18 protein-coding genes are annotated in these 14594 nt (G+C 62.7%); 3 read left to right on the forward strand and 15 right to left on the reverse strand.

Going from position 1 to position 14594, the window contains the following annotated elements:
• Positions 1-19 precede the first annotated feature (19 nt).
• Positions 20-970, forward strand: coding sequence for a 23S rRNA (adenine(1618)-N(6))-methyltransferase RlmF (rlmF, locus tag IAE33_RS09290; RefSeq protein WP_201163278.1), 951 nt, complete (start codon positions 20-22; stop codon positions 968-970).
• A gap of 50 nt (positions 971-1020) precedes the next feature.
• On the opposite strand, the gene IAE33_RS09295 is transcribed toward rlmF, so the two are convergent.
• Positions 1021-1302 carry an HU family DNA-binding protein gene (locus IAE33_RS09295; RefSeq protein WP_028631509.1) on the reverse strand — a complete coding sequence of 94 codons (282 nt, stop codon included), beginning with the start codon at positions 1300-1302 and terminating at the stop codon, positions 1021-1023.
• 372 nt (positions 1303-1674) lie between these two features.
• Here IAE33_RS09295 and yejK point away from each other — a divergent pair, with 372 nt between their 5' ends.
• Positions 1675-2682 carry a nucleoid-associated protein YejK gene (gene yejK, locus IAE33_RS09300; protein ID WP_028631510.1) on the forward strand — a complete coding sequence of 336 codons (1008 nt, stop codon included), beginning with the start codon at positions 1675-1677 and terminating at the stop codon, positions 2680-2682.
• A gap of 13 nt (positions 2683-2695) precedes the next feature.
• On the opposite strand, the gene IAE33_RS09305 is transcribed toward yejK, so the two are convergent.
• The gene (locus IAE33_RS09305) at positions 2696-2962 is read right to left on the reverse strand and encodes a GIY-YIG nuclease family protein (protein WP_236403231.1); all 267 of its coding nucleotides are present in this window, start codon (positions 2960-2962) and stop codon (positions 2696-2698) included.
• 82 nt (positions 2963-3044) lie between these two features.
• Between IAE33_RS09305 and IAE33_RS09310 the strand changes: the two genes are divergently transcribed.
• Entirely contained in the window at positions 3045-3917 is an 873-nt protein-coding gene (locus IAE33_RS09310) for a hypothetical protein (RefSeq protein ID WP_155273711.1), read from the forward strand.
• Here the strand turns inward: IAE33_RS09310 and IAE33_RS09315 are convergent.
• From IAE33_RS09315 to IAE33_RS09375, 13 genes are all read right to left on the reverse strand, one after another.
• Positions 3896-4381 (reverse strand): nuclear transport factor 2 family protein, encoded by a 486-nt coding sequence (locus tag IAE33_RS09315; protein WP_028631512.1) that lies wholly within the window; start codon positions 4379-4381, stop codon positions 3896-3898. The two genes, IAE33_RS09310 and IAE33_RS09315, sit on opposite strands and share 22 nt — an antisense overlap.
• 67 nt (positions 4382-4448) lie before the next feature.
• Positions 4449-5729 carry a CynX/NimT family MFS transporter gene (locus tag IAE33_RS09320; protein ID WP_201163279.1) on the reverse strand — a complete coding sequence of 427 codons (1281 nt, stop codon included), beginning with the start codon at positions 5727-5729 and terminating at the stop codon, positions 4449-4451.
• Between the two features lie 12 nt (positions 5730-5741).
• Positions 5742-6389, reverse strand: a complete 648-nt coding sequence (locus IAE33_RS09325; protein WP_060482213.1) for a FadR/GntR family transcriptional regulator — start codon at positions 6387-6389, stop codon at positions 5742-5744.
• A gap of 134 nt (positions 6390-6523) precedes the next feature.
• Positions 6524-7570: a histidinol-phosphate transaminase gene (gene hisC / locus IAE33_RS09330; RefSeq protein ID WP_201163280.1), complete on the reverse strand. Its 1047-nt coding sequence runs from the start codon at positions 7568-7570 to the stop codon at positions 6524-6526.
• Between the two features lie 2 nt (positions 7571-7572).
• Positions 7573-8898 carry a histidinol dehydrogenase gene (gene hisD / locus IAE33_RS09335; protein WP_028631516.1) on the reverse strand — a complete coding sequence of 442 codons (1326 nt, stop codon included), beginning with the start codon at positions 8896-8898 and terminating at the stop codon, positions 7573-7575.
• 130 nt (positions 8899-9028) lie between these two features.
• On the reverse strand, positions 9029-9664 hold the full coding sequence (hisG, locus tag IAE33_RS09340) for an ATP phosphoribosyltransferase (RefSeq protein WP_028631517.1): 636 nt from the start codon (positions 9662-9664) through the stop codon (positions 9029-9031).
• Between the two features lie 91 nt (positions 9665-9755).
• Positions 9756-11021: a UDP-N-acetylglucosamine 1-carboxyvinyltransferase gene (gene murA / locus IAE33_RS09345; protein WP_028631518.1), complete on the reverse strand. Its 1266-nt coding sequence runs from the start codon at positions 11019-11021 to the stop codon at positions 9756-9758.
• Positions 11022-11044: 23 nt separating this feature from the next.
• Positions 11045-11284 carry a BolA family protein gene (locus IAE33_RS09350; RefSeq protein ID WP_028631519.1) on the reverse strand — a complete coding sequence of 80 codons (240 nt, stop codon included), beginning with the start codon at positions 11282-11284 and terminating at the stop codon, positions 11045-11047.
• 117 nt (positions 11285-11401) lie between these two features.
• A complete protein-coding gene (locus IAE33_RS09355; protein WP_201163281.1) occupies positions 11402-11704 on the reverse strand; it encodes an STAS domain-containing protein in 303 nt (100 codons plus the stop codon).
• A complete protein-coding gene (locus tag IAE33_RS09360) occupies positions 11701-12348 on the reverse strand; it encodes an MlaC/ttg2D family ABC transporter substrate-binding protein (RefSeq protein WP_201163282.1) in 648 nt (215 codons plus the stop codon). The genes IAE33_RS09355 and IAE33_RS09360 overlap by 4 nt, the downstream gene beginning before the upstream one ends.
• Before the next feature lie 9 nt (positions 12349-12357).
• Entirely contained in the window at positions 12358-12843 is a 486-nt protein-coding gene (gene mlaD, locus IAE33_RS09365; RefSeq protein ID WP_028631522.1) for an outer membrane lipid asymmetry maintenance protein MlaD, read from the reverse strand.
• Positions 12843-13640: a lipid asymmetry maintenance ABC transporter permease subunit MlaE gene (gene mlaE, locus IAE33_RS09370; protein ID WP_028631523.1), complete on the reverse strand. Its 798-nt coding sequence runs from the start codon at positions 13638-13640 to the stop codon at positions 12843-12845. Before mlaE ends, mlaD begins: the two co-directional genes overlap by 1 nt.
• Positions 13640-14449, reverse strand: a complete 810-nt coding sequence (locus tag IAE33_RS09375; RefSeq protein ID WP_201163283.1) for an ATP-binding cassette domain-containing protein — start codon at positions 14447-14449, stop codon at positions 13640-13642. The genes mlaE and IAE33_RS09375 overlap by 1 nt, the downstream gene beginning before the upstream one ends.
• Between the last annotated feature and the right edge of the window lie 145 nt (positions 14450-14594).

Genomic DNA, 14594 nt, shown 5'->3' on the forward strand with positions numbered 1-14594 from the left:
CGTATCACCGGACCCAACCATGACTGAAAAGCCCACCCTGCACCCGCGTAACCGCCATCAGGGCCGTTATGACTTCCCCAGCCTGATCAAGGCACACCCCGACCTGGCCCGCTTCACCATCACCAACCCCTACGGCAAACCCAGCATCGACTTCGCCAACCCCGAAGCCGTGCGGGTGTTCAACCGCGCCCTGCTCAAGGCGCAGTACGGCATCCAGCATTGGGACATTCCCGCCGACTACCTGTGCCCGCCTATCCCGGGCCGCGCCGACTACCTGCACGTGGCCGCCGACCTGCTGGCGGAGGACAATGGCGGCGAAATCCCCAGAGGGGCCCAGGTACGCGTTCTGGATGTGGGGGTAGGGGCAAACTGTATCTACCCGTTGCTGGGCCACAGCGACTATCGCTGGCGCTTTCTGGGCTCGGACATCGACCCCGTCGCGCTGGCCTCGGCCAAGGCCATCGTGCAGGCCAACGGCCTGAGCAAGGCCATAGCCCTGCGCCAGCAGGCAAACGCTGCGCATATCCTCACCGGGCTGCTGCAAGCGGACGAGCGCCTGGCATTGACACTGTGCAACCCGCCCTTCCATGCCTCACGCGACGAAGCCACCCGGGGTAGCCAGCGCAAATGGAAGAACCTTGGCAAGCAGGACCCTAGACGCAAGTTGCCTGTGCTGAACTTCGGTGGCCAGAACAACGAGCTGTGGTGCGAGGGGGGTGAAATCCGCTTCGTCACCCAACTGGTTGGCGAAAGCGTGCAGTACGCCCAGCAAGTGCTGTGGTTCACCAGCCTGGTGTCCAAGGCCAGCAACCTGCCCGGCATCGAGGCCGCGCTGAAAAAAGCCAGGGCGAAGGCGGTACGCATCAGCGAAATGGGCCAGGGGCAAAAGCAGAGCCGCATGGTGGCCTGGAGCTTCCATGCACAAGCGGCCCGCCAGGCCTGGTACGCCCGACCAGAATCGAAGGCATGAAAAAACCGCGCCCGGGCAAGCCGGGCGCGGTTTAGTCAACCCAACAAGAATTACTTGTTGATAGCGTCGGTCAGCACTTTGGCTGGCACGAACTTGACGACTTTCTTGGCAGCGATTTCGATGGCAGCGCCAGTCGATGGGTTGCGGCCGGTACGGGCAGGACGCTCGGAGACTTTCAGCTTGCCGATGCCTGGCAGGGTGATTTCAGCGCCGTTTTCCAGCTGGTCGGCAACGATCTGGCCCAGTTGCTCCAGAGCGTTCTTGGCGGTGGCTTTCGGTGCAGAGATCGATTCGGCGATATCGGCAATCAGTTGGTCTTTGGTCAATGCCATGGTGGTGTTCCTTCCCTATCAAATTCGATGGTTTTGCAGCGAACGACGACGTTATCGGGCCAGCCCCGTCAACTTGGCGGGCCGCGCCAATTGGGTATGTAGATACACAAATCGGCGTTTGGTTCGACGTGGCGAACGTGCGCTGCCAGCAATGCGCCACAGCAGGGGCGCAAGACCGCGCAAAACTATCACACGAATGAACAAATATCCGCTGCGCACCCTGATTTAATGCAGGTTTTTCGGGGGTTTTTCGTCTTAAAGCCACAAAGTTGCTTAAAAAACGAGCAACTGGCATTTGCGCCAACTTCCGGCCACTGCATCCCCCTGCGTCTGAGGTAAACTTCAAGCCTTTTGCAGCCCGTTGAGAATCCCATGCCAATCCGCCATTGCATCGTTCACCTGATCGACAAAAAGCCCGATGGCAGCCCCGCCGTGCTGCACGCCCGCGACACAGAACTGGCCGCCTCCGACGCCATCGAAAACCTGCTGGCCGACCTCAATGACAGCTACAACGCCAAACAAGGCAAGGCCTGGGGGTTTTTCCACGGCGAGTCAGGGGCCTACCCCCTGAGCGGCTGGCTTAAACAGTACCTGGATGCCGACAAGGATTTCACCGCGTTCAGCCGCATGGCCGTCGAACACCTGCAAAAGCTGATGGAAGAGTCCAACCTCTCTACGGGCGGGCACATCCTGTTCGCCCACTACCAGCAGGGCATGACCGAGTACCTGGCCATCGCCCTGCTGCACCACAGCGAAGGCGTGGCCGTGAACGCCGAACTCGACGTCACGCCATCACGGCACCTGGACCTGGGCCAATTGCACTTGGCAGCACGCATCAACCTGTCGGAATGGAAGAACAACCAGAACTCCAAGCAGTACATCTCGTTCATCAAGGGCAAGAACGGCAAGAAGGTATCGGACTACTTCCGTGACTTCATCGGCTGCCAGGAAGGGGTCGACGGCCCAGGCGAAACCCGCACCCTGCTCAAGGCCTTCAGCGATTTCGTGGAGAGCGAGGACCTGCCTGAAGCGTCCGCCCGGGAAAAAACCCAGACACTGGTGGAGTACGCCACGACCCAGACCAAACTGGGCGAACCGGTCACCCTGGAAGAATTGTCCAGCCTGATCGACGAAGAGCGCCCCAAGGCGTTCTACGACCATATCCGCAACAAGGACTACGGCCTGTCGCCGGAAATCCCTGCCGACAAACGTACCCTCAACCAGTTCCGCCGCTTCACCGGGCGCGCCGAGGGGTTGTCGATCAGCTTCGAGGCCCATCTGCTGGGTGACAAGGTGGAATATGACGAAGCCGCAGGGACGCTGATCATCAAAGGGCTGCCGACTACCCTGGTCGACCAGCTCAAGCGGCGCAAGGACTAAGGCCCAGGCTACCCTACACAGCGGCGGGTGCGGTATAGGAGGCCACCAAGGCCTCCTTCGCCGACTTGCGCAGCCGCTTGACCAGCCGCTCCTGCCGCAGGGCCTCGCCCTTGTCCGGCCATTGCTCCACATACACCAGCGCCTGGGCCGGGCTGGTCTTGAAGTACCGCGCGCCCCTGCCGTTCTGGTGCGCCACGAAGCGCCGCTGCGGGTCGTCGCTGATACCGCAGTACAGCGAACCGTTTGCGGCCCTGACCAGGTACACATACCAGGGTTTCATTGCCTGACCCGGCACTTGTTCACTCACGACGCCTGCCCTTTCCATCATTAATTTGATGAGCCCACACATCGAGGGCTTCATCATGCTTGCTTGTAAAACCCGTACGTGGCTGACCGTCGCACTGCTGGCGGCAGCCTCTGCCACCCAGGCGTCCATCGGCGAGAAAACCGCGCAGCGCATGCAGCGCAACTACGACGCTACCCCAGCACAGTGCGAAGGCAACGCCGTACCGGCCCATGCCTGCTCGGGGGTACTGCTCAGGTCCACCCGGCCATCCCCGCACTATCACACCTGGCATCATAGCCAGAACAGCAAGGACAAGGGCGGCGTTTCTTTCTCGTACCTGCGTCGCGATTTGCCTGTCACCCGGCTGGCCGCCGACGGGCGCAGCGGCTTCACCCTCTACCCCCTGCTGCAGCGGCCCAAGGGCTCGCTGCACTACGAGATGCTGTGCGCATGGCCCACCGACGGTGACACCTGGGAGCGAGACAACCGGGGCTGCGGCGATAACCGCCAGACCCCTGAACGCGAAGCCGCCTGCCACGAGCAGGGCGTGCTTAGCGCCGAGGACTGGATAGCCCACTACAGGAAAACCGGCGACTACAAACGCCAGTGCGCCTTCGACATCCGCCGCACACGCGTACCGGAGCGGGCCGACGCCTTTTACCAAAGCCTGCGCGGCCAGCAGCTGTTCGCACAGGAAATGCCGTTCCCCTGGAACGAAGTGGTGGTAGGCGCCTGGGAAGAAGCCAGCGCCAATACCCTGCCCATCCAGTCGTTCTTCCACATCGAGGGCGAGTATGGTGCCTTGCAGCAGGCTCAGGCCGACCAGCAAGACTGGCACAAGACCTACGGCGGCTTCATACCGGTGATACGCATCCGCCTGCCGCAAGATGGCACTGAACGCGCCACCTTCAATTACTACGAAAGCGATCAGGCCGTCGCGCTACCTTGAGCATGCTGGAACGCTCGCAGGCCCTTGAAGGCCTGCTGGCGTACCTTACCCTGCAGCCAGGGTGTCCAGCCCAGCAGCAAACCCGGCGTGCCCAGCGCCTGGCGCGACCACCCCCACAGGTCGAAGCTGTCGTCGTGCTGGTAGATCAGCCCGTCCCGAATCAGAAAACGCGCCTGAATGCGGTTGACCACCGTGCGCCCGGTCTGGGCAAACGTGTAGGTCGCCACCCACTGCGCCGCCCCGCCGTGCTCATCCGCCCGCACCTTGTCGAAGTTAAGGGAGAACGCCTTTGCCCGCTGGGTCAGCATGCGCCACATGTCTGCGGCATCCTTGCCGCGCAGGGTGCCGAACACCGGGTCACTGAAGACGACATCGTCGCTGTAGCAGGCAGCCATGGCCTCGGCATCGAGGCGCTGGAAGGCCTGGTAGAAGCGGGTGATCAGTTCACGGTTGGCGTCGCTCATGGGCTCAAGGTCCTGGGAGGGCAAAGCCGCACGATAATCTGCCCGGCTCGCGTGCGCCAGCGGCCTTTCAGACCTTCTCGCTGGTGACCTGGACATGCAGGGCACGTCCGGCCCCCAGGCCGAACACGATGGCCCCCAGGCCGATAATCGCAAATACCCAGCCCAGGGCTGCCCAGCCACCGGTCAGGTCGTGCACCAGCCCTACCGCGAAGGGCCCCATGGACGCCAGGGTATAACCCACGCCCTGAGCCATGCTCGACAGGTTCGCCGCCACATGGGCATCCCGGGAGCGCAGCACGATCAAGGTCAGCGCCAGGGCGAACGTGCCACCCTGCCCCAACCCCAGCACCACCGCCCAGCCCCACAGCCCGGAGAGCGGCGCATACAGGCAACCGAACAACCCGCAAAGGGTCACCAGCATGACCAGCACGATCGCCAGCCGCTGGTCTTTGCCACGCGTGGCCAGCCAGGGGGCTGCAAGGGAGCTTGCTAGTTGCACGATCACCGAACCCGACAGCACCAGCCCTGCTTGCGTGGGGCTAAGGCCACGCCCGATCAGAATCGACGGCAACCAGCCAAAGACGATATAGGCCAGTGACGACTGCAGGCCCATGTACAACGTCACCTGCCAGGCCAGCGGGTCGCGCCACAGGCCGCGCACGCGGTAAGCAACCTTGTGCTGGCCGTGGCCTTGGCGAGCCTGGGGCAGCCACACCAACATGGCCACCAAGGCGGGCAGCATCCAGAACCCCAGCCCCAGGGCCCAGCTGTCATCGAAATACTGGGCCAGCGGCACCGTGGCCCCGGCCGCCATGGCTGCACCGAGGCACAGCGCCATGGTGTACACGCCCGTCAGGGTGCCAGCATGCTGAGGGAAGTCACGTTTGACGATACCGGGTAGCAAGACCCCGATAATGCCGATGCTGGCCCCTGCCACCAGGCTACCCATGAACAGCCCTGTTACCCCCAGCGTACTGCGCAGCACAATGCCCAGCGCCAGGGTGACAAGAATCACCAGCACCACGCGCTCGCTGCCCAGACGACGCGCCAGTACCGGCGCCAGTGGCGCGAACAGGCCCAGGCACAACACCGGCAAGGTGGTCAGCAACCCGGCCTGGGCGGCGCTGAGCCCCAGCCCGTCGGACACCTGGCCCAACACGGGTGCCATGCTCGACAACGCCGGGCGCAGGTTCAATGCCACCAGCACCAGGCCGAGCAGCAGCAGCCAAGGGCGCGGCGTAACCGCCGGTTGCGCCTGCACCTGCTCGTCATCGGCCTCGGCATCGATCAGCAAAGGGTCGAGGTCCGCCGTGCCGGGTGGGTTGGTACGGATCGTGGAATCAGACATGGGCTTCTCGTATCAGGATTCGATGAGGGTACGGCTCAGGCGCTTGGCCCGCTGGGCATCGCGTTGTTCGATAGCGTCGAGGATTTGCCCGTGCAGGTCGAACGTGGCCTGGCAACGGGGGACCGTGGCCATGTTGTGCTGCAAGGCCGCAGCCACCACGCCGGAAAAATAGCGGTACAGCTCACTGAGCGCCGGGTTGTGGGCCGCATCGACCAGACGCTGGTGGAACACCAGGTCGCACGCGACGTAGGCGTCCACATCACCGTGGAAATGGCCGGCGCTGCCCTTCAGGGCCTCCCGCAGGCGCTGCAGATCCGTGTCGGTACGGCGCAGGGCTGCCAGCGCAATGGCCTCGGTTTCCAGAATATGGCGGGTTTCCCGTGCCTGCTCGGGGGTGCACTGGGTCATGGCCTGTACAGCGTGCAAAGGGTCCTGAGCGGTGCGCAGGTAGCTGCCATCCCCCTGGCGAATTTCCACCAGGCCACTGAACGCCAGCACGCGCATGGCCTCGCGCACGGTATTGCGGCTGATCCCCAACTGAAGGGCCAGTTCAGGCTCGGTGGGCAGCCGCTCACCAACCAACCAGGCGCCTTGCGAGATACGCTCGCGCAACTGATCCACCGCCTGCTCGACCAACGAGCGTTTTATCAACAAGGACATCGGTACATCCAGTCATCGGACGAATTAGCGATCAAAATAAAGCATCTCTGATCGCTCAACAATCGTTTATCGCCAGATAAGGTGGGGTAGCCGGTTTGCACCGCACCTTATCCCGGCCAGCCTCTAACTGTGTGTCAGCCCAGTGCATCCAGCAACGCCTGGTTCATCTCAGGCGTACCGATGGTAATGCGCAGGAACTGATCAATACGCGGCTGCTTGAAGTGGCGCACGATCACGCCTTGCTCGCGCAAACGCGCCGCCAACTCCCCGGCATCCTGTTGTGGATGGCGAGCGAATACAAAGTTGGCAGCAGACGGCAGCACTTCGAACCCCTTGGCCTGCAGCTGCGCGACCAGCTTTTCGCGGCTGTCGATAACCTTGCGGCAGGTCTGGTCGAAATAGGCGCGGTCCTCGAATGCCACTGCCGCGCCGACGATGGCGGCGCGGTCCAGCGGGTACGAGTTGAAGCTGTTCTTGATCCGCTCCAGCGCCTCGATCAGGTCCGGGTGGCCCACCGCCAACCCAACCCGTAGGCCGGCCAGCGACCGCGATTTGGACAGGGTCTGGGTCACCAGCAGGTTGTCGTAGCGGTCTACCAGGCTGATGGCCGTTTCGCCGCCAAAGTCGATGTAGGCTTCATCCACCACCACCACCGAATCCGGGCTGGCCTGCAGCAACTGCTCCACGGCCTGCAGGGGCAACAGGCAGCCAGTGGGCGCGTTGGGGTTGGGGAAGATGATGCCCGCGTTCGGCTTGCGGTAATCCTCCACGCGGATCTGGAACTGCTCATCCAACGGCACCTGTTCGAAGGCGATGCCATACAGGCCGCAGTACACCGGGTAGAAGCTGTAGCTGATGTCCGGGAACAGCAGCGGCCCGTCGTGCTGGAACAGGCCATGGAAGATGTGCGCCAGCACCTCGTCCGAACCGTTACCTACGAATACCTGCGCCGGGGTGACGCCGTAGTACTCCGCGACCGCCTGCTTGAGGCGGTCACCGTTGGGGTCCGGGTAGAGGCGCAGGTTTTCGCCCAGCTCCCCGCGCATGGCTTCCACCGCTTTAGGCGATGGGCCGTAGGGGTTCTCGTTGGTATTGAGCTTGACCAGGCGCGCCAGCTTGGGCTGCTCGCCGGGGACGTAAGGCACCAGGTCCTTGACGAAAGGGCTCCAGAATCGACTCATGCTCAGTTCCCCTTCTCTTGGCTCAGGATGCGGTATTCGGCGCTACGGGCGTGGGCGGTCAGGGACTCACCGCGGGCCAGCACCGAGGCAGTGCGGCCCAGTTCGGAGGCGCCCTGCTCGGAGCAATAGATGATCGATGAACGCTTCTGGAAGTCGTACACCCCCAGCGGCGACGAGAAGCGCGCAGTGCCGGAGGTGGGCAGCACGTGGTTGGGGCCTGCGCAATAGTCGCCCAGCGCTTCGCTGGTGTGGCGGCCCATGAAGATCGCACCGGCGTGGCGAATGTGCGGCAACCAGGCCTGCGGGTCAGCCACCGACAACTCCAGGTGCTCAGGGGCGATACGGTTGGCCACCTCGATTGCCTGCTGCATGTCCCGCACCTGGATCAGGGCGCCGCGACCATTCACCGATTTCTCGATGATCTCGGCGCGTTCCATGGTCGGCAGCAATTTGCTGATGCTGGCTGCCACCCGGTCGAGGAAATCGGCATCGGGGCTGACCAGAATGGCCTGGGCGTCTTCGTCGTGCTCTGCCTGGGAGAACAGGTCCATGGCAATCCAGTCCGGGTCGGTCTGGCCGTCACACACCACGAGAATTTCCGACGGCCCGGCGATCATGTCGATGCCTACCTGGCCGAACACGTGACGCTTGGCGGTGGCCACGTAGATGTTGCCTGGGCCGACAATCTTGTCCACCTGGGGCACGCTCTCGGTGCCATAGGCCAGGGCCGCCACCGCCTGGGCGCCGCCCACCGTGAACACCCGGTCCACACCCGCAATGCAGGCTGCGGCCAGCACCAGCTCGTTAACCTCGCCACGCGGGGTCGGCACTACCATGACCACTTCGGTGACACCCGCCACCTTGGCCGGAATCGCGTTCATCAGCACCGAGGACGGGTAGGACGCCTTGCCACCCGGCACATAAAGGCCGGCGCGGTCCAATGGCGTGACCTTTTGCCCCAGTACGGTACCGTCAGCCTCGGTGTACTGCCACGAGTCCTGCTTCTGCCGCTCGTGGTACATGCGCACGCGGTCGGCTGCCTTCTCGAGGGCTGCTCGCTGCTCGTCGGTGATACGGGTAAGCGCCAGTTCAAGGCGCTCGCGGCCCAGAATGAGGTCGTCGATGCAGCTAGCCTCTACCCCGTCGAAACGCTGGGTGAACTCCACAAGGGCAGCATCGCCACGCTCGCGCACGGCCTTGATGATATCGAGTACACGCTGGTTGACCGCTTCGTCGGACACGCTCTCCCAGCTCAGCAGATGATCCAGATGCCGAGCGAAATCCGGGTCAGCAGCGTTGAGACGGGCAATTGCGGTGGACACGGTCATGGCGAGGGCCTCGATTGATAGCGAATGCTCAGGCGCCCTAAGCTACCAGTCCATCCGCACGGGCACCCGAGAAAAGTGGCTATGACGCGGATAGACGGGCGCGACAGCCAACGCTGCGCGCAGGAAGTCGTCAGCCGCGGTGTCGCGATTCGACCGCTTGGCGCAGCGTGTCGATCAGGCTCTGGATGCGGGCGTGCTGCATTTTCATGGAGGCCTTGTTGACCACCAGGCGCGAGCTGATGTGCGCGATCATTTCCTGGGGCTCCAGGCCGTTGGCACGCAAGGTGTTACCGGTGTCGACCACATCGATGATCTTGTCTGCCAGGTTGATCAGGGGTGCCAGCTCCATCGAGCCGTACAGCTTGATGATGTCGACCTGGCGACCCTGCTCGGCATAGTAACGCTTGGCCACATTCACGAACTTGGTGGCCACGCGCAGGCGGCCCTTGGGCTCGGGCGCGCCGACCACGCCAGCGGTCATCAGCTTGCAGCGGGCAATCTGCAGGTCCAGGGGCTCGTAAAGGCCCTGCCCACCGTACTCCATCAGCACGTCCTTGCCTGCCACACCCAGGTCGGCGGCGCCGTGTTCGACATAGGTCGGCACGTCGGTGGCACGCACGATCAGCAGGCGCACGTCGTCCTGCGTGGTGGGGATGATCAGCTTGCGGCTCTTGTCCGGGTTCTCGGTGGGAACGATACCGGCCTCGGCCAGCAATGGCAGGGTATCGTCGAGAATACGGCCTTTGGAAAGCGCGATGGTCAACATTGGAACGTCGGTCCTTAAGCAGCTACTGCCGGCCAGGTGGTGCACCTGGCCGCATTCAATTCGAACGGCGCGTCCTTGCGCCCCAGGGCAATCAGCCCGGTACGCGGCGGATCTTGGCGCCGAGCATCTGCAGTTTTTCCTCGATGCACTCGTAGCCACGGTCGATGTGGTAGATGCGATCGATCAAGGTGTCGCCTTCGGCCACCAGTGCCGACAGCACCAGGCTGGCGGATGCGCGCAGGTCGGTGGCCATTACCGGGGCACCTTTCAGGGCGTTGACGCCGGTCACGATGGCGGTGTTGCCCTCGACCTGAATCTGCGCGCCCATGCGGTGCATTTCGTACACGTGCATGAAGCGGTTTTCAAAGATCGTTTCGATCACCGCACCGGTGCCTTCGGCAATGGCGTTGAGCGAAATGAACTGCGCCTGCATGTCGGTCGGGAACGCTGGATACGGGGCCGTGCGCAGGTTGACGGCTTTCGGCCGCTTGCCGTGCATGTTCAGCTCGATCCAGTCTTCACCGGTGGTGATGTCGGCGCCTGCTTCCTTGAGCTTTTCCAGAACCGCCTCAAGGATGGTGGGGTCGGTGTCCTTGACCTTGACGCGGCCACCGGTAACGGCAGCGGCTACCAGGTAGGTGCCGGTTTCGATGCGGTCCGGCATGACGCGGTAGTGGGCCGAACCCAGCCGCGCAACACCCTCGATGGTGATGGTATCGGTGCCGGCGCCCTGCACATTGCCGCCCATGGCGTTGATGAAGTTGGCCAGGTCGACCACTTCCGGCTCGCGGGCCGCGTTCTGCAGCACACTGCGGCCGTTGGCCAGCGCTGCGGCCATCATGATGTTCTCGGTACCGGTCACACTCACGGTATCGAAGAAGAAGTGCGCACCGCGCAGGCCACCCTCAGGCGCCTTGGCCTTGATGTAGCCACCTTCAACCTCGATCTTCGCGCCCATGGCCTCCAGGCCACGTATGTGCAGGTCGACAGGTCGCGAGCCAATGGCGCAACCGCCTGGCAACGCCACCTCGGCCTCGCCGAAACGGGCAACCATGGGGCCGAGTACCAGAATGGAGGCACGCATGGTCTTCACCAGCTCGTAGGGTGCGACCAGGGTCTTGATGGTACGGGGGTCGATTTCCACCGCCAGCTTTTCGTCGATCACAGGCTCGATGCCCATGCGACCGAACAGCTCGATCATGGTGGTGATGTCGTGCAGGTGCGGCAGGTTGCCCACGGTGACCGGGCCATCGGCCAGCAAGGTCGCAGCCAGAATGGGCAGGGCTGCGTTCTTAGCGCCCGAAATGCGGATCTCGCCATCAAGGCGAGCGCCACCAGTAATAATCAGTTTGTCCATTGGAATCTCGCCGCCAAGTTGGCTCAGGTGCGCTCAGCCCAGGCTGCGCTGCTGAAAAATTTCATGGTTACCGCATGGATGCTGCCGTTGGCGATCCACGGATTCAGGTGAGCGTAAATCGCCTGCTGGCGTTTGACCGGGCTCAGGCCGGCCAACTCGTCGCTGATCACGTTCAGCTGGAAGTTGCAGCCTTCGCCTTCAACTTCGACCCGGGAACCCGGCAATTTTTCTTCAAGGAAGCTTTTAACTTCTATGGCCTGCATGCTCAACCTCAATCGGCGCCCGATGCGCACGGGTCGGCCATCATACAAAAAAGCCCCTCGCCTGCGAAGCCCAACAACGGGTTCGCTGACCGAGGGGCCATCATCCCAGCAGAGCCATCAGGTGGCCAGCACCTCGTCGAGGTCGTACACCTCGGCGATTTCCCGCATGTCATCGGGCATGCCGCGCACCTGGCAGCGTTTGCCGGCAGCGCCAGCATCGCGCATGAACGCCAGCAGCAGCGAAAGCCCGACGCTGGTGGAGCGCTGCACGGCGGAGCAATCAATCACGATGTCCACCCCGCCGCTGCCCGCTATCAATGCCTTGCCTTGCTTGCGCAAGGCAGGCCCGCTGCGGTAGTCCAGCACGCCGGCAAGGCGGACCACACCTGGCTCGCTCATGCTCGCGGTCGCTTCACTCATTTGACGGCCTTTTCTGGCGAACTGTCGGCGGTCTGCTTGGCCTTGGCCACTTCACCCGCCCAGCCGTCGATGGTCTTGTCCAGGTTGTTGCCATTGCGCTGCATGGCGTCAGCGAACTGATCTCGGAACAGCTTGCCGATGTTGATGCCATTGACGATGACGTTACGCACCTTCCATTCGCCAGCGAGGTTCTCCAGCGTGTACTGCACCGGGTACACCGCACCGTTGTTACCGGTGACCTTCATGCCGACACTGGCCCGCTTACCATCGTCAGACTTGGCCGGATCCACCACGATGCCCTGGTTGTTGTACTCCAGCAGGGCGTTGCCGTAGAACTGCATCAGGCTGCGCTTGAAGTTGTCCTGGAAGCGCTGCATCTGCTCAGGGCTGGCCTTGCGCGAGTACTTGACGGTCATGATGCTGCGCGAGATGCCATCGGCATCCACCACCGGGCCCAGGATGCGGTTCAGCGCGTCGTAGAACGCGCTCGGGTTGGCCTGGTACTGCTGCTTGTTGGCCTTCAGATCACCCAGCAATTCATTGGTGGTGCTTTGAATCACGTCATGAGGGGACTGGGCAGCCATGCTCATGAGAGGCAAGGCTGCCAGCAGGACCAGCAAGCCACGTCGCAGAATCGATATCATGGAAACTCCTCAATTAGCCGGTTGCGCGTCTCGGGGTTCCTTGCCAACAGTGTTGAGCAGGAACTTGCCAATCAGATCTTCCAGCACCAGCGCGGACTGGGTGTCATGGATGGTACCGCCGTCCTTGAGCACCTCTTCCTCGCCGCCTACGCTGATGCCGATGTACTTCTCACCCAACAGGCCTGCGGTCAGGATCGATGCAGTGGAATCGGTCGGCAGGTTGTTCACCGACTTGTCCAGCTGCAAGGTCACCCGACCGGTGAAGGAATCACGGTCCAGGTCGATGGCGGTGACTTTGCCGATGGTGACACCGGCCATGGTCACTTTGGCTCTGACAGTCAAACCGGCGATATTGTCGAAGTAGGCGTAAACTTTATAGGTATCGCTGGTCGGGCTTGCCGACAGGCCGCTGACACGCAGGGCCAGCAGCAGCAACGCCAGGATCCCGGCCAACAGAAACAGGCCTACACCGATTTCCAGGGTGCGGTTTTGCATCAGAAATCTCCAAACATCAAGGCGGTCAGAATAAAGTCCAGACCCAGTACAGCCAGCGAGGCATAGACCACGGTCCTGGTAGTGGCACGGCTGATCCCTTCTGAGGTGGGCTCACAGTCATACCCCTGGAATACGGCGATCCAGGTGGTGACGAAGGCGAACACCAGGCTCTTTATCAACCCGTTGAGCACGTCGTCGGTGAACGAAACACTGTTCTGCATGTTGGCCCAGAACGAGCCCTCGTAGACGCCCAGCCAGTCGACTGCCACCCACGACCCGCCCCAGATGCCTACCACGCTGAAGATCAGTGCCAGCAACGGTAGCGAGATGAAGCCGGCCCACAGGCGCGGGGCAACGATGTACTTGAGTGGGTCGACGCCGATCATTTCAAGGCTCGACAGCTGCTCGGTGGACTTCATGTTGCCGATTTCAGCCGTGAGCGCGGACCCGGCGCGGCCTGCGAAAAGCAGGGCGGTGACGACCGGGCCAAGTTCGCGCAGCAGGGTAAGGGCGACCATCTGGCCCACCGCCTGCTCCGAACCGTATTTGGTGAGGATGCTGTAGCCCTGCAGGGCCAGCACCATGCCAATGAAGGTACCGGACACCACGATGATGGCTAGCGACAACACACCCACTGAGTACAGTTGCCTGGTCAGCAGCTGGAAACCGCCGCCAATGCCACCGCGCCCGACCAAGGCATGGAACAGGAACAGGCAGGAGCGCCCCAGCACGGCCACTACATCGATTGCCGCGCGGCCGAACAGGCGCACGCGCTCAAGCATGGATTTTCTACGCATCAGCGCGCCCCCAGCAGATCGGCGCGGTAATCGGGCGCAGGGAAGTGGAAGGGTACAGGGCCATCCGGGTCGCCTTTCATGAACTGGCGGATACGCGGGTTATCCGACCCCATCAACTCGTCGGGAGTGCCCTGCCCCAGCACCTGGCCGTCACCCACCACGTAGATGTAGTCGGCGATGCTGGCGGTTTCTGCCAGGTCATGGGACACGACGATGCTGGTGATGCCCAGGGCATCGTTGAGCAGGCGGATCAGCCGCACCAGCACACCCATGGCGATCGGATCCTGACCGACGAACGGCTCGTCGTACATGAGGATCTGCGGGTCCAGCGCAATAGCCCTGGCCAGCGCCACGCGGCGTTTCATGCCACCCGACAGCTCGTCCGGCATCAGGTCGATGGCACCACGCAGGCCCACGGCCTGCAGCTTCATCAACACGATGTCGCGGATCATTTCATCCGGCAGCTGGGTATGCACGCGCAGCGGGAAAGCGACGTTCTCGAACACATCCAGGTCGGTGAACAGCGCGCCACTCTGGAACAGCACGCCCATCTGCTTGCGCGCGTCGAACAGGTCGCTGCGCGACAGGGTCGGCAGGTTCTGCCCGGCGACCCACACTTCACCGCTGGCTGGGCGCAACTGGGCGCCCATCAGACGCAGCAATGTGGTTTTACCGCACCCGGATGGCCCCATGATGCCAGTGACCTTGCCGCGTGGGATGCGGATGTCGACATTGTTGAAAATGCTGCGCGAACCCCGTTTGAAGGAAACCCCCTTCAACTCGACCGCGCAGGCGCTATCCACACTCATCTAGACTCCTTGCTAGTGCAGCCTCGTCCTAGTGGACGTCGGCCTTCATCTGGAAGGCACACGCCCCTGGGCAGGCTGAATAGCGGCGAACTATAGCACCGCTGGCAGCGCCGCCCCAAGGCTGCCAAACGCATCGTTCAGCGTC

Origin of the sequence: Pseudomonas sp. S60, from assembly GCF_016647865.1 — a bacterium.
GTDB lineage: Bacteria > Pseudomonadota > Gammaproteobacteria > Pseudomonadales > Pseudomonadaceae > Aquipseudomonas > Aquipseudomonas parafulva.